A 20,793-nucleotide genomic window follows, 5' to 3' on the forward strand; every position below is an offset into this window, starting at 1 on the left:
GGGGTTCAGGGCGGCAGGCGTTAGTGATCGCTATTGTCAGTTTCAAAAATATAGCCGACGCCATAGATCGAGCGAATCAACTCCCGGTCGGGCACATGCAGCTGAATCTTCTTGCGCAGATTCTTTATATGACTGTCCACGGTGCGTTCGGACACCAGGCGGTAATCGTCATAGATGACATTCAGCAGGTCATCGCGACTAAAAACGATATTCGGGCGTGTGATGAAATGCTGCAGTAACCGGAATTCAACCGGTGTCAGATCCAGCGGCTGGCACAATACCGCGATGCTCATCTTCGCCGGGTTAAGGTCGAACAATTTGGTGGCGGTTACTGTCTGGCCGGTGGCGCGGGATGAATTCGAATCAATGCGCCGCAGTATCACTTTCACCCGTGCGACCATCTCCTTCAGGCTATAGGGTTTGCAGACATAATCGTCCGCACCGATCTCCAGCCCCTGCAGTCGGTCCGCCTCTACAACCCTGGCCGTGGCCATAATAATAGCTACATCGCTATGGTCACGGATCTCACGGCAGAGGCTGAATCCATCTTTACCCGGTAGCATCAGATCCAGTATCAGCAGGTCGGCGTGATGGCTGTCGAGCCAGGGCATCACCTGATCGCCGTCGTGCAGGCAATGGGTCTGAAAGCCCGCTTCTTGCAGATACTCCAGCAGCAGCTGCGCCAGTTTAGGTTCATCTTCGACAATAAGAATCGTTTTAGCCACGGCGGACATAGGCGTGTCCATACTCCTCAACGCTTTATCCTATTCGACTGGGGCAATTGAACCTGGATGCTTAATCCACCCTGGGGCCGGTTCTCGGCCAGAATCTGGCCTGCGTGCGCCTCAACGATGTACTTGCAGATGGTAAGCCCCAGGCCCGAGCCGCCCACCGCGCGGCTGCGTGATTGATCCACCCGGTAAAGACGCTCAAAAATTTTCGATAGCTCAGATTCTGGAACACCTGGCGTGCTATCGCACACCTGAAGGTTCAGCATGCTCCCTGTGGTCGAAAGTTTCAGCTGCACCTCGCCGCCTGCGTCTGTGTACCTGAGGCTATTCTCGAGCAAGTTACTGATCAGCTGAACCAATCGGCGTTCATCACCAATCACCCACAGGTTTTGGGAAGGATTCGCCATCAGCGTCAGTTTCAATCCATGCTCCTGCATACGGTGGTCGAAGGACCCTCGCACAAGCTGCACGACATTATATAGATCCACCTCGGTTAGCATCAGCTCCATAGTGCCATGATCCGCCAGCGACAGTTGATGCAGGTCTTCAACCAGTCTGCTCAAGGCACGAATATCGTTGTACAGGGACGCGATACGCTGCCGTGTGGGCTTGCGGATACCATCCTGCAGCGCTTCGATCTCGCCACTGAGCACGGCGAGCGGGGTACGCAGCTCATGGGAGATATCGGCAACCCACTGGCGACGCAGCTGTTCGTTTCGCTGCAACACTGTGGCCATCTGATTGAAACTCAGTGCCAGTCCTGCCAGTTCATCCTGCCCTTTTACCGCAACGCGGGCTTCGTAGTCGCCCGCCGACAGCTGCTGCGCACCCTGTACCACCAGGTGAATGGGGCGCAGGAACCAGCGCGCTAATATTGTGGCAACCAGCACCGAAATAAGCAGTACCGAGAGTGCAACCCAGACAAAACTGTCACGCTGCTGATTGATAAAGCTGCGGGCAAGTTGATCGCTCAGCACATCGATCGGCTGCAGGCTAAGCCAGCCCACGGCAGCACCTTCTGCACCAATCGGTATCCAGTGTGTGTTTCCAGGCGAGATTCTTGGGCCGGCGAGCGGTTTGCGATCGACATCCAGCAGACTGATACGATGGGCTAATGGCACAGACGCAGCGGGCCTATCCGCACGCGCAGGCGCGGGGTGCCCGTCTTCAGGCCGCTTGAATTCTGCCGGGCCCTGTTCGGGAGGGCCTGGCGGCCTAAGCTGTGATCCGGGCGCAAGCCCAGGCGGCGGCGGTGCAATTAGGCCGGTTGATTCCAGAATATGCGGCCATCGGCCCTGATTGGCACGGATGAAATCCCAGCTTCCCTGCCTGTTGTACTCTTGGCCCAGCGAGTCGGCCAGCTCGGTGATCTGCTCAACTTCACTTTGTTGGATGTAGGCTACAAAACCACGTTGAAAAGACCAGTTCACCACAAGCAACATCAACACCAGAGCCACAGAAAGGGTAGCCAATAGAGTCAGCAGCAGTTTAACAAATATTCTGGATCGCACCTGTCTGCCTTTTCTGGGTGTGTTCTGGATATCGCAAGGGCAGTCATGCCACCTTGACTGGAAATCGATCGCTATTTTATCGCATAAATGTGGAGTAATTATGGTCTTTCTCCGTTTATGTGTAATTAGTTATCATCCCCAGAGATGAACGGTATTATTTAACCAGGAAATTTGAATATTATTCTTTTATCCGGATTATGGTTTTGGCATCATGTGGCCAATAGTAGCGGTATTAGGGATGTATTTTGGTATTTATAAAATCATGGGCATTAGCTGAATAATGCAAACAGCCTCGCTTACTTTTCCCCATGGGCTGCACTGTAGCCTGAATGATTAAAACTTAAGATTGGACCCTGCTATGAAAACGATAGCTGAATTGACGGTTATTCCCGCATTAGCGCTTGTGCTGACCTCCTGCTCTGGCTACCAGGCTAATGCATTGACAGAGGCACACCAGGACGCCCGCGTGGCTCAGGTTGCCGGTTTGTTCGATAAGAGCTCAACCCGGGTCGAGCCGACGCTGGTGCCGTGCACGCTTTCGGGTGGCACTAAAACTGAATGTTTCAGTATTACAGTGACTTCGTTGCAGACGGAGCATAAAACGGGCCCCTGGTGCCCGCGAAACATTAGCGATGGTCCCGATCAATCAGGTATCTGGCTGAACGAGGGCAAAGTCTATGATGCTGATGGAGCCTTTGTAGAAAACCTTGCCGCTTTCTATCAAGACAAGCAGTGGCAGCTATTCAACCCTGAAACAGGGGCGGTTAAAGTTACCGACAGCAAGGATGCCTGTGTTGCGGCAGCACGGCCAGACGTTGATCCAAAATATCGCAACTACTGCGTTGAATGCCTACCATCTTATGTTGAAGACCTGAAAGAAATTACCTATTTAATCCCGGCCCATCCGGTTTATTTGGGTAACCTTCAGCAGGTTGATTTTCATTCGGGTATAGGCCTGGCGTTTAATGGTGTCAAGTTTGATGCCCCTGCGCCCGTTGAAGCCATTCTGGGTTCCCATACCCTGGCCCCCTTTGACGATTGCGGCGGTCATGTAAATCCCCATGTGGGTTATCACTACCATGCCGTCACCGGGTGTACCAAAGAGGTGGCTTCAATCGGTGAACATGCGGCAAGCATTGGTTATGCGATGGATGGCTTTAGGATACACAGTCGTCTTAATGCCAACGGCAGCGAATCTAACGACCTGGACCCCTGCGGCGGTCACCTGTTCGGGGATATGGGCTATCACTACCACGCGAATGATCCGGGTGAAAACCAAATTCTTGGCTGCTTCCAGGCTGAGCAGGGTTGCGCGCTAGAGGGCGACAGTCAGTCATGCGAAATGACAGGACAGCGCCCGCCACCGCCAGGGATGCCGGCTAAATGAAGAGCTCCTGACAAGGCTGCGCCTGATTAGGCCCTCGCTATACTGATGGAAGCACAGCCAGCAATTAGATGTTTGTGGCTCAGGTCAGGTTGAAGCCTTAGCGGGATGAACCAGGGAGGTCAGGATGCAGCATCAAACTTACAGCATTCGCAGCATGACGCGGGGCGAGGTAGAGCTCGCCATTGAGTGGGCGGCGCAGGAGGGTTGGAATCCCGGCTTGCAGGATGCTGACTGTTACCACAGGGCCGACCCGAATGGATTTATGGTCGGTCTGCTGGATGGCACGCCCATCGCCTGCATCTCCGTTATTCGCTATGGCGATAGCTTTGGTTTTCTGGGCTTTTATATAGTGCGTCCCGAATATCGTGGCCAGGAGTATGGTATCCAGCTCTGGAAGGCAGGCATGGAGTATCTGCACGGGAGAAATATAGGCCTGGACGGTGTGGTGGATCAGCAGGACAACTACCGTCGCTCAGGCTTTCGTTTTGCCTATCGCAATATCCGCTACCAGGGCCTGGGGGGTAACAGCCAAGGTAGTGAGGCCGGTAATGCTGCAGATAAAGCAGCCACTGTGGTCGCGTTGGCGAAGCTGCCGCAGGCGACCCTAGAGGCCTACGATCAGCCGTTCTTCCCGGCGGACCGTACCCTGTTTATCAACCGCTGGGTGCGGCAGACCGGCTGTCATGCGCTCGGTGTACTGCAAGGTGGTGCCCTCGCAGGTTACGGCGTTATCCGCCCCTGTCGCAGCGGCTACAAGATAGGCCCCCTGTTTGCCGATACGCCTGAGTTGGCTGACACCTTGTTTGTGGCGCTCAGCTCCCACATTGGAGCGGGGGAGACGATGTTTCTTGATACGCCTGAGTCCAATACTGCAGCTGTCGCCCTGGCCGAGCGGCATGGGATGACGGTGGCGTTTGAGACTGCGCGCATGTATACGGGGGATGCGCCGGATCTGCCGTTGGAGCGGATCTTTGGGGTGACGTCGTTTGAGGTGGGGTAGCTGGGGGCAGTCATCATAGTGATGGCTGCTGGGGGCTGACAGAAAGGTGGGTCGGGCGCGGTGTCCCTTGCCAATCCAAGTTACTCAAAAGGCCCCTACAGGTTCTGGTGATCACTGATCTTAACAATCCCGACGCGATCTAAGCTATGGTGCCGGAACACCTGACCGCGCATACCAACGCGCCTGTCGCCGAGCTGCCGGTTCTCAGTGTTGTCGAGGGGGGATGTTCAAGGCCGGCCTGACGTTGCCCTATGACAGGCTATGGTCGTATCGTTCACGACTACCTCACCTGACTTATTAAAGGGACTTACTATGAGCACTCCAAAAACTAGTACAAGAACCGCCGTTATCACCGGATCGTCCAGCGGCATCGGCCACGGCATCGCCGAAGGGCTTGCCGCCGCTGGCTACAACATCGTGCTGAACGGTATCGAGCCTGCCGAACAGATCGAACCCGCGCGCAAGGCGCTGGAAGATGCGCATGGCATCAAAGCAATCTACTCGCCCGCCAACATGATGAAAGCCGAGGGTGTACGCAGCCTGATCGCCACGGCCGAGACCGCTTTTGGACAGGTGGATGTGCTGGTCAACAACGCCGGTATTCAGTTCGTCTCGCCCATCGAGGATTTCCCCAACGATAAATGGGAGGCGATCCTGTCGCTGAACCTGTCGGCGTCCTTTTATGCCACCAAAGCGGTGGTAGCAGGCATGAAAGAGCGAAAATGGGGGCGGGTTATCAACATTGCCTCGGCGCACGGGCTGGTGGCCTCGCCGTTCAAATCGGCTTACGTGGCGGCCAAGCATGGCATTGTTGGGCTGACCAAGACCGTTGCACTGGAGGTAGCGGAACATGGCGTGACGGTGAACGCAATCTGCCCCGGTTATGTCTGGACCCCGCTGGTCGAAAAGCAGATCCCCGACACTGCCAGGGCGCGCGGCATGACCGAAGAGCAGGTGATCCGTGACGTACTGCTTTCAGCGCAACCGACTAAAAAATTCGCCACTGTTGAGGAACTGGCCGCCCTTGTGGTGTTTCTGTGCAGCGATGGGGCTGCGTCTATCACCGGCACCGCCTTGCCTGTCGACGGCGGATGGACAGCCCATTGATGGATAAGACTCTGAAAGTTGCCAGCAAAAGCGCGAAGCCGCGCAAACCCGCCAACAATCGCAAACGCATCAACCTCGCCTTGCAGGGCGGAGGTGCTCACGGTGCCTTTACCTGGGGTGTGCTGGATCGTATTCTGGAAGACGGGCGACTTGAGATCGATGCCATTTCCGGTACTTCGGCCGGCGCGATGAATGCAGTGGTACTGGCCGATGGCTTTACTGCCGGCGGTGCCGATGGCGCGCGCGAAAAGCTGGAATATTTCTGGCGCACCATGTCTGATGCTGCAAAGAACAGCCCGATCAAACGCGCGCCGATTGACGTGATGATGGGGAGCTGGAGCCTTGATCGGTCCTGGGGCTATCACGCAATGGATGCGCTGACGCGGCTATTCTCGCCCTATCAGCTCAACCCGCTGAATATGAACCCTTTGCGCGATGTGATGGAAGACTGTGTCGATTTCTTCTGCGTTCAAAACTGCCACAGCATCAAGCTTTATATCTCCGCAACCAATGTCGAGACCGGCAAGGTCAAGGTCTTCGACAGCCACCATCTGACGTCTGACATGGTGTTGGCATCGGCCTGTCTACCGAACGTCTTTCAAGCGGTGGTAATTGACGGCGTGCCTTACTGGGATGGCGGCTATATGGGCAACCCGGCGCTGTTCCCGTTCCATCGCGGCAGCGGTTGCGCCGATATCGTCGTCATCCAGATCAACCCGGTCGAACGCAAGGGTACCCCGCGCACGGCGCACGAGATCCAGAACCGCCTCAACGAGATTTCTTTTAACTCCAGCCTTCTCAACGAACTCAGGTCGATTGATTTCGTTGCCCGGCTGATCGACGAGGGCAAGCTGGACGAGACTCAATATCGCCGCGAACGCATTCATATTATCGAAAACCAAAACGCCCTGATCCCGCTGGGGGCATCGTCCAAGATGAACACGGAATGGGAGTTTCTGATCCATCTGCGTGATTTGGGGCGCGATACAGCGACACAGTGGCTGGAGAGGCATTTCGATGATGTAGGAGAGCGTTCGACGGTCGATTTGCGCACCATGTTCATGGGCATCAGTTCACAACATCAAGGGTAAGGCGATTCCGGGCACCGATTTAGGTGGTACAGTCACCACCGCAGATGAGGTGTTCTATGACAAGACCACGTCGATCATTTTAAACCGAGTTGAATCGATCCAAAGTAGTCATCCCAACTCTGGTGCGGCCGGCCGGCTGCGACTTCGAAATCGTTCGGGTTGTCGAGGGCGCCGGCGTGGATGCCTTGGTAGATCCCGGCGATGATCGTACCTATGAACTCGCCCAGTTCGGCGATGCGGTCTGCCTTGAACTCGGCGTGGGATATCGGGCGATAGGTCAGTTCGGTGCCAAAGGCCCGGTTCAGGTGATCCGTCAGCGCTGCCTGGGTGAGCGGCGTGCCGTGCAGGTTATAGGTGTGACCGTCGTGCTCTTCTCCGGTCAGCATGCGGGCATAGGCGAAGGCCAGTTCGCAGCGGGTGGTGTAGCCGCAGCGACCTTCTCCGGCGCAATTGGCGACCTCTCCAGCCTTGCGGTAGTTATCGATATACTCCACATCCGGCTCGATATAGATCCCGTTGCGGCCGACGACCCAGTTGAGGCCACTGTCGCGGATATCGGCCTCGGTCTGGCGATTGCTCTGAATGATGGAGGAGAAGGCCGTCCCTTCCTCAGCGCCCTGGACGCTGGTATAGACGATCTTCTTCACCCCGGCAGCCCTGGCGGCGTTGATCACGTTGCGGTGCTGTTGGATCCGGTTTTCCGGTGCGGCCATGCCGGACACCAGCAGCAAGGTGTCGGCCCCGGCCAGAGAAGCGCGAAGCTGTTCGGCGTGGTCATAATCGCCGGGGCGGATTTCGATACCCAGCCCCTGTGCCTTGTCGGGGCTGCGGGCGAGGCCGACGATGGTCTCGCCCATGTTCATCGCGATGAGGGCCTTGGCGATTGCCGCGCCAAGTTGTCCCGAGACGGCGGTGACTGCGATAGTCATGGTATTCACTCCTGCGTTTTTTGAATGAGTTCGGGGCGCTGCAGACTCTCAACGTATGTTGAACAGTTCTTGGTGGAAATAGTCTGTATTCAAACCATGCGCCCTGAGATCGCGCTGCAGCGCTTGCCTGAAACCGGCGGGATCGCAAAACCAGACGGAGGCCGATTTCCAGAAGGGAACAAGGCCGCGCAGCCGGTCTCCGGTGAGAAACCCATCCCTGTCGTCGACCAGAACGTGCAGATTGATGCCAACCGCAGCGTAGAAAGACCATTCGCCAAGCACTTCCCAGAGGCCGCGCTGGCTCATGAAAAAGTCCTCGATGGCACCCATTTCCGGCACGCCTCCGGGGGGCGCCCGACGTACCGGTGCTGATCCGCAAGGCCGAATGCAAACCAGACCTTATTTTTCGGCCCGCAGCATCCGGTTGATCAAACCTGTTCGCAAGACAAATTGCTGGAATAGCGCAGCCGCAAAATGCAGAAGCACCAGCACAAGGAGCGGCAGTTTCAGAGTCGTGTGAATGAAATCAGCGGTCTCGTTCTCGCCAAACCATGTGGCCAGGCCTGTAATCGGCAAGATGAACATCAGCGCATAAAGCGACCAATGGGTCAGATGCGCCAGTCCCTTGAGCAGAGGCGCCTCCTTATCTGGCAACGCGGGAACACCTCGTTTCATCCTTAGTGCAAGACGCCAAACCACCAGTGCCAGGATCAGCGAGCCGCCAATTAGATGCCACCATACAAGAAGGCCGACCTCGGGCGCCTCGCCCTTTGATATAGCCTCCCACGCAGCGACGATGGGATCATGAAGGACGAATTGCGCGACGATCAGCACGGCGGCGATCCAGTGCAACGCGATCTGAGGGCGTGAATAGCCTTTGGGGTTCATATCAGCGGTGAAACGCATGGCTGACGAAAGCTGTCTTCGAACCAGTGCCACAGAGCAACCTGACCATCACGGACCTTGGCACCCAGGGCAAAGCTGAATTCTCCAATTTCTGCGCCAGATTTCGTGGTGATCCCGTTCATTTGTCCAAAGACTGCATCGGTGATTTTCCATTGGGTCGTCTGAAAATTCTCGCCGAAAATGGGCAGGAATTCGAAGATTTTTTCTTTACCTTTCCACGGGCCGATCCACGCCATACTCTTGTCTCCTTCGTTGTGTCTGACCATGTCGCCGGCCCCCATGGCGCCCATAAAGGCCATAACGGTGTCCAGGCTTGCCAGGGTGGCAGTTAGAATTTGCCAGCTTCGTTGTATTTCACCGAGTTGCCCTTTTCCTCCAGTTTTGCAGATTGTCGGAGGATTAGAAATCGGCGCGCGCACCGAAAAGGATTTCATGGGCGGATGTATTGACGCGAAAACCGTCGGTAAAGGCATCCTGTCCGGTGCTGGCATCCCCGAAATCCACGTATTGATACTCGCCAAACAGAGTGAACTGATCGTTCAGGGCCAGGCTGCCGCCAAATCCGACATTCCACGTGAATTCGGTTGAGGTCTGGTCATCGTAGGCGTCGTAGTAGCCGTCGGTCGTACCGTCAAAGGAGTCAAACGCGGCAACGCCGGCCCCGCCAAGGCGTGCGGAATAGCGGTTGCGCGTCACGCCGACACCGGCCTTCACATAAGGCGCGAACCTATCGTTCACCGGAATGTCGTAGAAGCCTTCGATGGTCAGGGTGGTGCTTTTTATATCACCGTTCAGAACGTATTCTTCGCCAGCACGGGCGCCGGTTCCGAACTGCTGGCTGTCGAAATCGGCACGGTGAAGGCTAAGGCGGCCTTCGACCCGGAATTGGTTGTTGAAAGCATAACCGATCCCCAAGGCCCCCATGGCCCCATCGCCGGTGTCGAACTTGCCCGGGAAATCCTGGTCGGCGGCAATGTTGTTGCCATAGGGTTTGGAGTCGCCCACCTGATGGCTCGCGCCGATCATGGCCGTGCCGTAGATGCCTTCGGCGTGGACTGTGCCAGCAAGGCCTAGTGCCGTTGCTGTGACAAGCAAAACTTTGTTTCGATACGATATCATCAGGCGCTCCTCTGTATTCGGATTCCAGGTCTCCTCGGTGCGTGTCAGGCATGGAGATTTCAGAGGGTCCGTTGCCAGGTCAGGTCCGGGCACGGTCGTCTCCTGTTTGTCTGACCGTCATCATATAGTGGGCGTTGCTTTTCGATTAGCCTATTATTGGCGAAAAGATACTTTCAGGAATTAGAAAGATGATCGAGGACTATCGCGCTCTCGCCGTATTCGTTGCCGTCGCCGATGCGGGCAGCCTTAGCGCCGCAGGGCGGCGGTTGAAGCTCTCCACCTCTGTCATCAGCCACCACCTTTCCCGGCTTGAGGCAAAGATGGGCATGGCGCTATTCTTCCGCTCGACCCGGTCGATGTCCCTCACGGCCGAGGGGCGTACCGCCCTGGCACCGGCCCGCCGGATGGTTGCCGCCGGTGATGAGGCCCTTGATGCTCTGAGCGCAATCAGCGACGAACCTGTCGGTGCGCTGCGCATCACCATGCCTGCGTGGGGCGAGCGGACGGGGTTGCGTCTAAAACTTTGGGACTTCGCCCGATTGCACCCTCTGGTAGCGATTTCGCTTCAAAGTAGCGATACACAGGCGGATCTGGTCAAGGAAGGCATTGATCTTGCGATCCGGTTGGGAACGCTTGCTGACAGCAGACTCAAGAGCCGTCGCATTACCGATTTCGGGCGCGTTCTGGTCGCTTCGCCCGATTATCTGGCGTCGCGGCGAGCAGTAAAAACGTTCGAGGACCTCGCGGCCTGCGATTTTATTGCGATCTCGATGCTACCCGATGCGATGACCTTCGAGTGCGACGGCAGGTCTGTCTCTTTCCAGCCAGATAACGTGCGCCTGGAAGTGGATACTATTGGATCGGCGAAATCCGCGATCCTTGCGGGCCTCGGCGTGAGGCACCTCCCGCTTGGCGAAGTCGAAGAAGAGATCGCTTCGGGCAAACTTGTCCAGGTCATGCCGCAATGGAGCGTGCCGGATCTTGGCGTCTATGCCGTTTGGCCAGACTTTGGCCCCAAGAAGGCCTTGACACGCAGGTTGATCGAGTTCTTTCTTGACGACAGGGCGGTGCTTTTGCCCTGATTTGCTGGTGTAGTGTTTCACTCTGTTTAGAAGTTAAGTGGTTATTGGCGCGAATAACTTTTTCCGCAATTCCGGGGATAGATACCTATCTCCGCGCTCCAATCTAATGTCCTTGTAGGATAGAACTCTCGTTGGAAAAGGAGGTTGCAGATAACCAGGATGGTTCAATTTGTTGTGCCAGGGTACCGGCACCACGGAACTCAACGCGGTAATCGGTGCAGTAAAAATTTTCTGCGAGTGCGACCATCTATATTACATTGGGCTTATGCCTCAGTTCACGAGCGAAGCAGAAAGTGGTCCATTTTTTACGTACACTCCGCACTTGGTGATTCAGAATGACGGACTGTTACTGGAAAGGTATTTGCCCCAGGACGCTCGGGACGAACGCTAAAAGCGTTGATGGAAATAGGTATAGTGTCGCCGGTATTTTTCACAAAAATTCTGCGCTACTTTTGTGTCGCTTAACTTGGTTATATGCAATAAATATTTAGGGGGCGATGATGCCAATCAAGAAAATAAATGAAGATATTTGGTCGGAAATATTAAAGGTTCAGGCTGAAGCCTATTCACAGATCGAGCCTGAAAGTTTGGAAGTTTTGAAAAGTAAGTGGTTGCGGTCACCTGAAAGTTGTTTCGTATATGAAAAGTCAGGAGAAGTGGTTGGGTATTTGTTGGCCCACTCCTGGAATAGTGAAGTGCCGCCAAAGCTCTTTAAAACGCTACCAGTTGGAACGGAAGGTACTGTACTTTTTTTGCATGATTTGGCGATTTCAAGTGCAGGCGAAGGTGATGGCCTTGGAAGAAAGATGGTGGCACATTTGCTTAAAATTGCGAAAGGATCTGGTTTTCAGCAGGTTAGACTGGTTTCAGTACAAGACTCCGTGGAGTTCTGGAAAAAGCAGGGCTTTGCAGCTACCGCAAACCACGAGCTGTGCTCAAGTTACGGCGAAGATGCTCAGCTTATGATTCACAATTTTTCGGCATAACAATGCCAGGCACTACGACGGGTCATACGTTGGGGCTTCGTCTCTGCAATCGACCTTGGCGATACGGTAGTTGCGTGGTTTCTGGCAGTTGGACAGCGGGTGGTTACTCGCAGTGACGGGGCCAGGCCTTGTCTTTTGATAGCAAAATACAAGGCCTGATCCGGTGGACGCTCAGCTCAATCTACTGAGCTAAAGGCTTAGGCGAAGACGAAGTACTTGCGTACTGTTTCGACTACTTCCCAGGTGCCTTTCATGCCGGGTTCGATCACGAACACATCGCCGGCCTTCAGGTGTACTGGCTGCTCGCCTTCTGGCGTGATGATGCAGTAGCCGTCGAGGAAGTGGCAGAACTCCCATTTATCGTAAACAACTTCGAATTTGCCGGGGGTGCAGATCCAGGTACCCATGATCTTGCTGCCGTCCTCGGAGAGGTAGGCGTTAAGGTTTACGGTGTGCGGGTCGCCACCGATGCGCTTCCACTTGGTAGCGTCTACGACTGGAGTGGGACAGGTTTCGCGCATTACGGTGATAAAATCAGACATGTCAGTTCCATGCGATCTGATGAAAGGCCCATCAGTGTAGTGCCAGTGCCATAGGGCAGGGTGTCTGGTTCCGACACTGAAAGGTCTGAAATGCACCTGCTGCGATGTCGTAACCGGCCACACGCTGTAGGGCGTATCTGCCGTGGTACAAAAGGGATTTTGTCTTTTGTTAGCAGTCCGAGGATCACCGTCGGCTAACGTTTGACCCTGTTATAGGCTCGTAGATAGAACCTGTTGCCACTTTGGCCCGCTGATCATTCTGCCTGGCCTGTCCTGTCCAGGATGCTGTTAGCATCCGGTGCCGTGCATCGACAGCTGTCATCAGGTTAATTTATCGGACCCCTTCAGCGGGGCCTTGTTTTGCCCGCGCCTATAGGCGCTGTGCTAATAGACCTTAAGTACCAGCATCAGGGTGCCAGCCGCTGCCGCAAGATGCTTGAGCGTATGACCACTCAGAAGATAGCCGCTGAGTTCGAAGACAGGCGCATCCAAGAATTCCAGCACCTTGGCCAGCACATAAAATGCCAGCGTCAGCCACAACCAGACCGTCCCGGGCCCTGGGAATACCAAGATTATCAGCGGCAATATCAGTACCGGTCCGAACTGTACTAACAGATACAGCCTTAGGTCGTCACGCCAGTGCCAGTACAGGACACTCAAGATTGCCAGCGAGACTAACCAGGGAAAGAGTTCGCGCCCTGCACCCAGGCCAAGTCGCTCCGCGACCACGATCGATGTAAAGGCTGCAAAGCATACCGCCAATGGCAGCCGGTCCCAGACGAGGGTGTTGTTGTCGGGATTCAGGTGGTACCAGGCTGATCCGAGCGCAACGCAGACAAGGCTACCCATAAAGCAGACGTAGATGGCGGTCAGCTCACGACCAACGCCAGGCCGTTTCCTTAAAACGGACAATCCGATAATGCCAACCAGAGCAAAGGGCAGATTGGACAGCACATTGAGAGCATTGGGTAGCTCGCGGAACGGACGCCGGTCCGCAAATGCGTGGTAATCCAGGCTCTGAGGCAAGGGCTCAGTAAAGAGAAGCAGCAGGGACACAACAAAGAATAGCAGGCCCGTAATCGCAGAACGGCGACGATAACACCAGGCTTTTAGGGTTACGGGAAATGTATCCTGCATGGTCGGTTTCTCCCACGCTTAAGCTAAGGATAACCACAGCGAGCCCGCTCGATAATCAGCAATCAGCGGCTACTTAATGCGCGCCTTAACAAAGCTGCCGGGTGCTGGTTCCAGCGGAGGGTAATCTTTGTTGCCCAGAGCCTCGGGTGCGGCAACCTGCTTGCCAGCGCGTTTCTTGACCCAGGGAGCCCAGTGGTTCCACCAGGAGCCCTGTACGTCTTTGGCGGTTGCCAGCCAGTGATCGGGGCCTTTGCCGCTTTCACCTTTAATCCAGTGGTTGCGGCGGTTCTTGGAGGCCGGGTTGATAACGCCGGCCACGTGGCCGCTGCCACCCAGTACGAATTCCACATTTGGGATTATATCGGTGGCGGCGAAGGTGCTTTTCCAGGGTGCAATATGGTCGTCAACGCAGGACAGGAAGTAGCAGGGGGTAGTGATTTTGCCGAGGTTGACCTTCTCGCCGCAGATGCTGAGGCAGTCGGGTTTGATCAGGTTATTCTGCTGGTACATGTTGCTTAGGTAGTAACTGTACATGTCCGCCGGCAGGCTGGTGGGGTCGCTGTTCCAGTACAGAATGTCGAAGGGCGCCGGGGATTTGCCCTTAAGGTAGCTGTTGACCACGTTGGACCAGATCAGGTCGTTGGAACGCAGCATATTGAACACATTGGCCAGGTTTTTACCGTCCAGTACGCCGGCCGCGTCCACGTCGCCCAGGATCTTCTCTGCGTCATCGTTGTCGATGAAAACCTCAATCTCACCCGGATTTTCAAAGTCCGTGAGGGTGGTGAGGAAGGTGGCGGAGCTGATTGTGCTGTCTTTGCGTGCCGCCAAAACGGCCATGGCGCTGGCGGTGATAGTGCCGCCCACGCACCAGGCTACGCAGTTGACCCGCTTGCTGCCGCTAACCGCTTTGGCAACCTCCAGCGCCTTGAAAACGCCGCTTTCCACGTAGTTGTCCCAGGACAGGTGTCGTTGCTCCGGCGTGGCGTTAACCCAGGATATTAGGAAGACGGTGTTGCCCTGGTCAACGGCATATTTAACGAAGGAGTTATGGGGCTGCAGATCGAGAATATAAAACTTGTTGATGCACGGCGGAATGATCAGCAGCGGCCGTCCGGCGACCTTGTCCGTAGCTGGGCTGTACTGGATTAGTTGCATGAGCTCGTTTGCGAAGATAACAGCGCCTGGCGTTGTGGCTATGTTTTCGCCGAGGGTGAAGGCCGTTTCATCGGTCGTGCTGATGCGACCCTTCTCCATATCTCCCATCAGGTTCTGCAGGCCATCCATCAGACTCTGTCCCTTGGTATCAATGGCGTGCTTGATTACTTCAGGGTTGGTGGCGGCGAAGTTGCTGGGGGAAAGGGCATCAATGTATTGCTGGGTGTAAAATTCCAGCTTTTTCTGCCTTTTAGGGTCCAGATTGGCGTTCTGGGCCGTTTTGCGAAGCATGTGCGAGGCCATCAGGTAGGACTCTTTGATGTAGTTGAAAACCGGGTTTTCACTCCATTCCTCTGCATTGAAGCGGCGATCCCCCGGGGCGGGCTTGGTGGCTGCACCAGGGGTATTACCGAGTAACCCCGCCCAGACTTCCAGCTGGTTTTTCTGGTAGTCACTGACGGCCTTCATCAAGTCATCGGGGGCCTGTGGGGCATTCAACATCTGGCCCCAGGCCTCGTTGAACTTTTCCAGATATTCGTTACCGGAGTCTGCCTTGCCACCGAACATCTCCATTAGTTTTTGGGATTCTGTGGTCATGGCGTCCAGGAAATCTTGGGTTACCTTATCAAGGTTTTTGTTGTCCATGGGCTGATCTCGGATGTTGAGTGATAGAGTGCTCCGGCCAGTGCCTGCGCCCGCGTCAAGTAAAGGACATAATAGACCAAGCTACCTGATGCTTTGGATCTGATAGGGGGCTGGCTTGAGGCCCCAATGATGTGTGAGATCGGTAGCCGTGCATCTCCGCAACGCTTGGTGTGGGGCTGAAAGCTGCCGTCACCTGCGTTCAAAATTGAGTTTCAGGCGCTATGCTGCATAGATGTTGATAATGAAGACCTAAGACCAAAGCAGTTCTGGCAAAAGGAGAAATGGCTATGACTACGGGAACCGTTCGTCTTCATCGTGTGTTGCGCACCAAGCCTGCGAAAATTTATAAAGCCTTTCTGGATGCCGCAGCAATCGCCAAGTGGCTCCCGCCCTATGGCTTTGTCTGCAAGGTTGAGCACATGGATACTAGTGCACTGCGTTGCCGCTCTTGGCAAGGGCCCCACTATTACCGGCGAACGGCGCCTTGCCGGACACGAATTGGTGGGCTCTCAAAGCACCCATTAGGGCGAGGCTGTACACTTGGGGTGGGAGCTTCAAAATGTCGTTTGTGAACTTCTCGAGCGGGCATGAGCACTCCTTCGGTGGGGAATATCTGGAGCTGGTGCCGGGTGAGCTTATTCGATACACCGGCAAATTCAATGACCCGAACCTGCCGGGCGAGATGCAGGTCAGGGTATCGCTGCAGCCTGTCTCCTGCGGTACAGATGTTCATATAGTGCAGGAGGGCATTCCGGCAGTGATTCCGCTGGAGATGTGCTATCTCGGCTGGCAGGAGTCGCTGGCTCAGCTCGCCAATCTTGTTGAGCCCGATATTCCCGGCTAGCCGGCACGACCAAAACAGACTGAGTTTGCGGAGTGAGAATGGCAGATACGACTGATCTGGAACAACTATACCCAAGACCCCTTTCGGGTTCCGAAGTAGTGAACCCTCCACCTGCGCTGGTTCCGGGCAGAATTCCGTTGACCGGAAAGTATGTAAAACTTGAGCCGCAGAACGCGCAGTATGATGCTGAGGAGCTGTACGAGGCAGGTCACTCAAGTGAAGCAGGGCTGCGTATTTGGGACTACATGAACTATGGCCCCTGGAGCGATGTCAGCAGCTACAAGGGGACTTTGCGCGCTCAGTCGTCGAGTTTTGATCCCATCTTCTACACAATTAGATCCATTGAGACCGGCAGAGCCTGTGGTCAGGTTAGCTTTCTGGACATAAATGCACAGAACGGCGTTATCGAGATCGGGCATATCTGGTTTGGGCCCGAACTGCAGAAAACGCCCGCGGGAACTGAGGCGCTATTTCTAATGCTGTGTCATGCGATGGATGATCTTGGCTATCGTCGCATGCAGTGGCGCTGCAATTCACTCAACACAAGGTCCAGACAGGCTGCAAGAAGACTAGGGTTCAGGTTTGAAGGCATCTTCTACAATCACATGATTTTTAAAGGCAAGAACCGAGATACCGCCTGGTACTCAATATTGGATGATGAATGGCCTGAAGTCAGGCAAAAATTAGCCTCTTGGCTGAAACCTTCAAACTTTTCGGCCGGTAATATCCCCAAGGCCTCATTGACTGAGATGATGGGAAATAGATCAGACAGTACACGGGGTTAGACTATACCCAATCGCCAGCTGCCGCTAACGTAAACACTCATTCAATAGCGGCGGTTTAGGCATGACGTTATATACAGGGTCGGACTCAAGGATCAAAAGAATGTCGAAGTCAGTTGGTAATGTTGCAAATTGCCTGTGTGGCAGCGTAAAAATACGAGTTAAGAATATTGACCCCAAATTCACCGTTTGTCACTGCTCTTCCTGCCAGACTTGGGGTGGTGGTCCGCTGTTTATGCTGCAGTGTGGTACCGATGTTGTGTTCGAAGGGAAGGAGTCGATCAAGGAATATGAATCATCGGCCTGGGCTTCACGTGGTTTTTGTTCCAAGTGTGGGACGCACTTGTTTAGCCGCTTCAAAAAAACGGGCACTTATAATATGCCTGTTGGCTTGTTCCCAACCACTGAAGGCTTGGAAATGACTATGCAGTATTTCAGTGACCTGAAACCGGATTATTACTGTTTCTCTAACGAGACTGCAGAGATGACTGAGGCTGAGATCTATGCCCATTTTTCATCGCAGCTTTAGATGAATATGGTATCTAGAAGATTATAAACATCCATGTTGATGTTTATTAATGGCATGGTGAGATCGTCGTGCTATATGTGTGAGCAATGGTTATGAAGGTAATACGATGAGTCTGACAGTCTATGGTGCTCCGCTTTCTCCGTTTGTGCGCAAACTGTGTCTGTGCCTGGCGGAGAAGGGGCTGAGCTATGAGCTTGAAGTTGTGCTGCCGTTCGATCAACCATCCTGGTTTCTGGAGCTCAACCCGCTGGGGAGAATCCCGGCGATTAAGGACGGTGACTTTGCGCTGGCCGATTCCGGTGTGATCTGCCAGTACTTGGAAGACCAGTACCCGGATCTCACTTCGCTGCTCGGAAAAACGGCGGAACAGAGCGCCAAAGTGCGCTGGCTGGAAAAATATGCCGATTACGAGCTGTCCCCGCTGACGACCTTTGCTGTTTTCCAGCAACGCATTCTTAACCCGAGCAAGGGCCTGCCCTGCGATGAGAACCTGGTACAGGCGGTATTGAACGAAAAGCTGCCACTGCACTTTGATTATCTGGAGCAGACGCTGGGTAGCGCACAGTACTTTGTGGGTGACAGCCTGAGCCTGGCAGATCTGGCTTTTGCCTGTCAGGTGGTCAATATGGAACACGGCGGTGAATGCCTGAATGAGCAGCGCTGGCCGAACCTTGCTGCCCTCTATGCGCGCATCAAGGCGCGGCCGACGATGCAGGCCCTCTTGCCACGAGAGCAGAAGATACTCGCAAAGATGAAATAAACTGCAGGCGTTGCGACCGCAGGCTGCTAGGCGGTAGTGCTTTCAAATTCGGCTGCCCGTTATAATCAGTTCGTGCTGCCTAACGCAGAAATGTGATCTGGCTGAGTAAGCCGGAGCTGAGCCAGATGTTATATGAGGTGGCTGAGGTGGGTATTTAACCAGTGGTCAACCAGCGGCACAAGAATCTGTGTTTTTGGTTCGTTGCACTATGCCTCTGGTGGCGGTTACTATCAGGATTCGTGCAATGACAGCCAAAGATATGTATCTGGTGTACTGCTTCGCCCTGATGGGCGCGAATTGGCCATTTCCCTGTGGGCGAGCCGCCAGGAGGCCGTCGGCGGTGTTGCATTTCCTCGGGATAGGCCCACTATGGCGTCGAAAATGCGCCGTGCGACCAGCTGCCTGGCGACTCGCTAAAAGCGCCTCCAGGAGTGAAACAGTACATTAGGGAAAGAATGCGAATGTTCGCAACTGAGCGAGGCCAGGGAGTGGAAACAGTCGTTACTTCACAACACCTCAAGCATGTTCTCGCTGCACTCTTACTTGTGAGCTTGGCCGCCGGTCTGAGGCTTTGGCCGCTGCAAGCATTAGAGTCGGAACTCACCTGGCTGACATTCTATCCTGCGGTGATCGCTGTAGCCTTCTATGCAGGATTCTACGCGGGTTTGCTGGCAACTGTGCTTGCCTGTCTTGCGGTCACCTTTGTGTGGTCGCTCTTTGTTGCGCAGCCTTTTATCGAGAATCACCTTGATCTTGTGGATATGGCTATTTTCGCTGTTATCTGCAGTTTTATCTCGTACCTTGTCGACGCCGTGCAGCGCAATAGAAAGGCACTCAAACAGGCCGAATCCGAATCTATGGCCACCACCGAGCGTGAGAAGTTCATCAGATCAATCGCTGATTGCGTGCCCAACATGATCGGCTATTGGGATAGGGAGCTACGCTGCCGTTATGCTAATCATGCCTACCATGAGTGGTTTGGAATGTCTCCCGAGGAGGTTATCGGCATGAGGTTCCAGGATTTGACGGGTGAGCACCTGTTTGCCCTTAATGAGCCTCACATCCGCGGAGTTCTGGCCGGTGAGCCGCAACGCTTTGAGCGAACGCTGAATAAAGCCAGCGAGAATCTGGGTTATATCATCGGGCACTATATTCCCGATTTTGATGCCGATGGTACTGTTAAAGGATTTTCTATTCAGGCCAGCGAGGTGACTGTTCTCAAGGAAACAGAAGCTAAACTCGAGTTGGCCGCGTGCGTGTTTGAAAATACGCTCGATGGCGTTCTGATCACCGATGCTGATGGGGTTATCTTGTCGGTTAACCCGGCCTTTATTGAGATAACAGGCTTTGCAGCCGGAGAGGCCATCGGACATACCCCACGTATTCTTTATTCTGACCTGCACGACGAGCTATTCTATGCCTCAATGTGGAAAGAGGTCAAAACAAGAGGGCGGTGGAATGGCGAGATATGGAACCGTCGTAAAGATGGCAACCTTTATCTGGTACGCATGACTATCAGTATGGTTCGTGTTGTGGACGGTGAACCTGTGCGTTATGTTTCGGTATTCAGTGATATTACTGAACTTTGGCGTAAAGATGAGCATATCAAACATTTGGCTTTTCACGATGCCTTGACCGGCTTGCCCAATCGCAACTTGCTGATGGACCGGGTAAATCAGAAACTGATCCATTCCAATCGTGAACAGTGCAGTCTTGCGCTGATGTTTCTTGACCTTGATGGGTTCAAACTCGTCAACGACCAGTTTGGCCACAAAGGCGGGGACGACCTGTTGCAGCTGGTTGCGGCAAGACTGCTGGCACTGGTACGAAAATCAGATACCGTGGCCCGCGTGGGCGGCGACGAGTTTATATTTGTCCTCGACAATCCGAAAGGAAAAGACGAGATTATGAGCGTCGCTAACCGTGTTGTCAGCTCGATTAATGAACCTATGGATATTCTAGGTGAAGTGATCCAGATAGGAACATCTGTCGGCATTGCCATGTTCCCGGATGATGCACATACATACGTTGATTTAATGAAGAATGCCGACACCGCAATGTATGCGGCTAAAGAGGCAGGCAGAAATCACATTAACTTTTTCTCGTCTGAAAAAGATTATAAAGAGGCGTGAATTTCAACAGTCAAAAGCGGCGATAAAATATGGATATGTTTCGGCATTATATATCTATTTAAAGGTCCCGTTGATTAGTATCGATCTCAGACGGTGAGAGCGGAACTGCAGGATTCTCCTGTTTTTCCGCCCTTGTCGGCGGTGTTATTAACCCGGCGGGTTAATTCATGAAGCAGGGGTGCTTCATCATTGGCCGCAGGCCAATGCGAACGCCATCTATTCACCCCCAAGAAGGCCAGCAAGTCCATGCACTTGCGCCCATTCTTTTAGGCTAAAGAGTTCTGGTGTGACGGGCAAATAGGGAGGGAACCTATTTGTCCACCGGGTTAATAGTCACTATAGGTCTGCTGATTTACGATACACGAAATTCAGAGCTTTACGACGATCTGATAAGTAGAGGCCGAAGAATCGAAGC

General features: G+C 54.2%; 21 protein-coding genes. 11 read left to right on the forward strand and 10 right to left on the reverse strand.

Features of this window, described 5'->3' with window-relative positions:
• Positions 1 to 20: 20 nt before the first annotated feature.
• Both MPRO_RS08460 and MPRO_RS08465 read right to left on the reverse strand, forming a co-directional pair.
• Positions 21 to 746, reverse strand: a complete 726-nt coding sequence (locus tag MPRO_RS08460) for a response regulator (RefSeq protein ID WP_245635057.1) — start codon at positions 744 to 746, stop codon at positions 21 to 23.
• Between the two features lie 5 nt (positions 747 to 751).
• Positions 752 to 2,242 (reverse strand): ATP-binding protein, encoded by a 1,491-nt coding sequence (locus MPRO_RS08465; protein ID WP_500778569.1) that lies wholly within the window; start codon positions 2,240 to 2,242, stop codon positions 752 to 754.
• A gap of 358 nt (positions 2,243 to 2,600) precedes the next feature.
• Here MPRO_RS08465 and MPRO_RS08470 point away from each other — a divergent pair, with 358 nt between their 5' ends.
• The 4 genes from MPRO_RS08470 to MPRO_RS08485 all read left to right on the forward strand — a co-directional run bounded on the left by MPRO_RS08470 (position 2,601) and on the right by MPRO_RS08485 (position 6,827).
• A complete protein-coding gene (locus MPRO_RS08470; protein WP_067290341.1) occupies positions 2,601 to 3,629 on the forward strand; it encodes a YHYH protein in 1,029 nt (342 codons plus the stop codon).
• A gap of 124 nt (positions 3,630 to 3,753) precedes the next feature.
• Positions 3,754 to 4,629, forward strand: a complete 876-nt coding sequence (locus MPRO_RS08475) for a GNAT family N-acetyltransferase (protein ID WP_067290345.1) — start codon at positions 3,754 to 3,756, stop codon at positions 4,627 to 4,629.
• A gap of 312 nt (positions 4,630 to 4,941) precedes the next feature.
• Positions 4,942 to 5,736, forward strand: a complete 795-nt coding sequence (locus MPRO_RS08480) for a 3-hydroxybutyrate dehydrogenase (RefSeq protein ID WP_067290348.1) — start codon at positions 4,942 to 4,944, stop codon at positions 5,734 to 5,736.
• Positions 5,736 to 6,827, forward strand: coding sequence for a patatin-like phospholipase family protein (locus MPRO_RS08485; RefSeq protein ID WP_067290351.1), 1,092 nt, complete (start codon positions 5,736 to 5,738; stop codon positions 6,825 to 6,827). The genes MPRO_RS08480 and MPRO_RS08485 overlap by 1 nt, the downstream gene beginning before the upstream one ends.
• Before the next feature lie 74 nt (positions 6,828 to 6,901).
• On the opposite strand, the gene MPRO_RS08490 is transcribed toward MPRO_RS08485, so the two are convergent.
• The 5 genes from MPRO_RS08490 to MPRO_RS08510 form a co-directional block, all read right to left on the reverse strand.
• Positions 6,902 to 7,756 (reverse strand): SDR family oxidoreductase, encoded by an 855-nt coding sequence (locus tag MPRO_RS08490; RefSeq protein WP_067290354.1) that lies wholly within the window; start codon positions 7,754 to 7,756, stop codon positions 6,902 to 6,904.
• 48 nt (positions 7,757 to 7,804) lie between these two features.
• Positions 7,805 to 8,086 carry a hypothetical protein gene (locus MPRO_RS08495; protein WP_067290357.1) on the reverse strand — a complete coding sequence of 94 codons (282 nt, stop codon included), beginning with the start codon at positions 8,084 to 8,086 and terminating at the stop codon, positions 7,805 to 7,807.
• 69 nt (positions 8,087 to 8,155) lie between these two features.
• Positions 8,156 to 8,662 carry a cytochrome b gene (locus tag MPRO_RS08500; protein WP_082708583.1) on the reverse strand — a complete coding sequence of 169 codons (507 nt, stop codon included), beginning with the start codon at positions 8,660 to 8,662 and terminating at the stop codon, positions 8,156 to 8,158.
• Positions 8,641 to 9,096: a nuclear transport factor 2 family protein gene (locus MPRO_RS08505; protein ID WP_216821272.1), complete on the reverse strand. Its 456-nt coding sequence runs from the start codon at positions 9,094 to 9,096 to the stop codon at positions 8,641 to 8,643. The genes MPRO_RS08500 and MPRO_RS08505 overlap by 22 nt, the downstream gene beginning before the upstream one ends.
• The gene (locus MPRO_RS08510; RefSeq protein WP_067290366.1) at positions 9,062 to 9,781 is read right to left on the reverse strand and encodes an outer membrane protein; all 720 of its coding nucleotides are present in this window, start codon (positions 9,779 to 9,781) and stop codon (positions 9,062 to 9,064) included. The genes MPRO_RS08505 and MPRO_RS08510 overlap by 35 nt, the downstream gene beginning before the upstream one ends.
• Before the next feature lie 188 nt (positions 9,782 to 9,969).
• On the opposite strand from MPRO_RS08510, the gene MPRO_RS08515 reads away from it, so the two are divergent.
• Positions 9,970 to 10,863 carry a LysR family transcriptional regulator gene (locus MPRO_RS08515; RefSeq protein WP_067290369.1) on the forward strand — a complete coding sequence of 298 codons (894 nt, stop codon included), beginning with the start codon at positions 9,970 to 9,972 and terminating at the stop codon, positions 10,861 to 10,863.
• A 500-nt stretch (positions 10,864 to 11,363) separates the two neighbouring features.
• On the forward strand, positions 11,364 to 11,849 hold the full coding sequence (locus MPRO_RS08525) for a GNAT family N-acetyltransferase (RefSeq protein ID WP_067290378.1): 486 nt from the start codon (positions 11,364 to 11,366) through the stop codon (positions 11,847 to 11,849).
• A gap of 197 nt (positions 11,850 to 12,046) precedes the next feature.
• On the opposite strand, the gene MPRO_RS08530 is transcribed toward MPRO_RS08525, so the two are convergent.
• The 3 genes from MPRO_RS08530 to MPRO_RS08540 form a co-directional block, all read right to left on the reverse strand.
• The gene (locus MPRO_RS08530; protein WP_067290381.1) at positions 12,047 to 12,391 is read right to left on the reverse strand and encodes a cupin domain-containing protein; all 345 of its coding nucleotides are present in this window, start codon (positions 12,389 to 12,391) and stop codon (positions 12,047 to 12,049) included.
• 384 nt (positions 12,392 to 12,775) lie between these two features.
• Positions 12,776 to 13,528, reverse strand: a complete 753-nt coding sequence (locus MPRO_RS08535; RefSeq protein ID WP_067290383.1) for a hypothetical protein — start codon at positions 13,526 to 13,528, stop codon at positions 12,776 to 12,778.
• Between the two features lie 69 nt (positions 13,529 to 13,597).
• Positions 13,598 to 15,331 carry a PHA/PHB synthase family protein gene (locus MPRO_RS08540; protein WP_067290384.1) on the reverse strand — a complete coding sequence of 578 codons (1,734 nt, stop codon included), beginning with the start codon at positions 15,329 to 15,331 and terminating at the stop codon, positions 13,598 to 13,600.
• Positions 15,332 to 15,890: 559 nt separating this feature from the next.
• Between MPRO_RS08540 and MPRO_RS08545 the strand changes: the two genes are divergently transcribed.
• The 5 genes from MPRO_RS08545 (at position 15,891) to MPRO_RS08565 (ending at position 20,378) form a co-directional block, all read left to right on the forward strand.
• Positions 15,891 to 16,175, forward strand: a complete 285-nt coding sequence (locus MPRO_RS08545; RefSeq protein WP_082708585.1) for an SRPBCC domain-containing protein — start codon at positions 15,891 to 15,893, stop codon at positions 16,173 to 16,175.
• A 38-nt stretch (positions 16,176 to 16,213) separates the two neighbouring features.
• The gene (locus MPRO_RS08550) at positions 16,214 to 16,960 is read left to right on the forward strand and encodes a GNAT family N-acetyltransferase (protein WP_067290386.1); all 747 of its coding nucleotides are present in this window, start codon (positions 16,214 to 16,216) and stop codon (positions 16,958 to 16,960) included.
• A 100-nt stretch (positions 16,961 to 17,060) separates the two neighbouring features.
• Positions 17,061 to 17,486: a GFA family protein gene (locus MPRO_RS08555; RefSeq protein ID WP_067290389.1), complete on the forward strand. Its 426-nt coding sequence runs from the start codon at positions 17,061 to 17,063 to the stop codon at positions 17,484 to 17,486.
• A 106-nt stretch (positions 17,487 to 17,592) separates the two neighbouring features.
• Complete coding sequence (locus MPRO_RS08560; protein ID WP_067290392.1) at positions 17,593 to 18,246, forward strand: glutathione S-transferase family protein; 654 nt, start codon at positions 17,593 to 17,595, stop codon at positions 18,244 to 18,246.
• A 461-nt stretch (positions 18,247 to 18,707) separates the two neighbouring features.
• Positions 18,708 to 20,378: a diguanylate cyclase domain-containing protein gene (locus MPRO_RS08565; RefSeq protein ID WP_082708587.1), complete on the forward strand. Its 1,671-nt coding sequence runs from the start codon at positions 18,708 to 18,710 to the stop codon at positions 20,376 to 20,378.
• Positions 20,379 to 20,793 lie beyond the last annotated feature (415 nt).

Origin of the sequence: Marinobacterium profundum (genome assembly GCF_001528745.1) — a bacterium.
In the GTDB taxonomy this organism is placed as follows: Bacteria; Pseudomonadota; Gammaproteobacteria; order Pseudomonadales; family Balneatricaceae; genus Marinobacterium_A; species Marinobacterium_A profundum.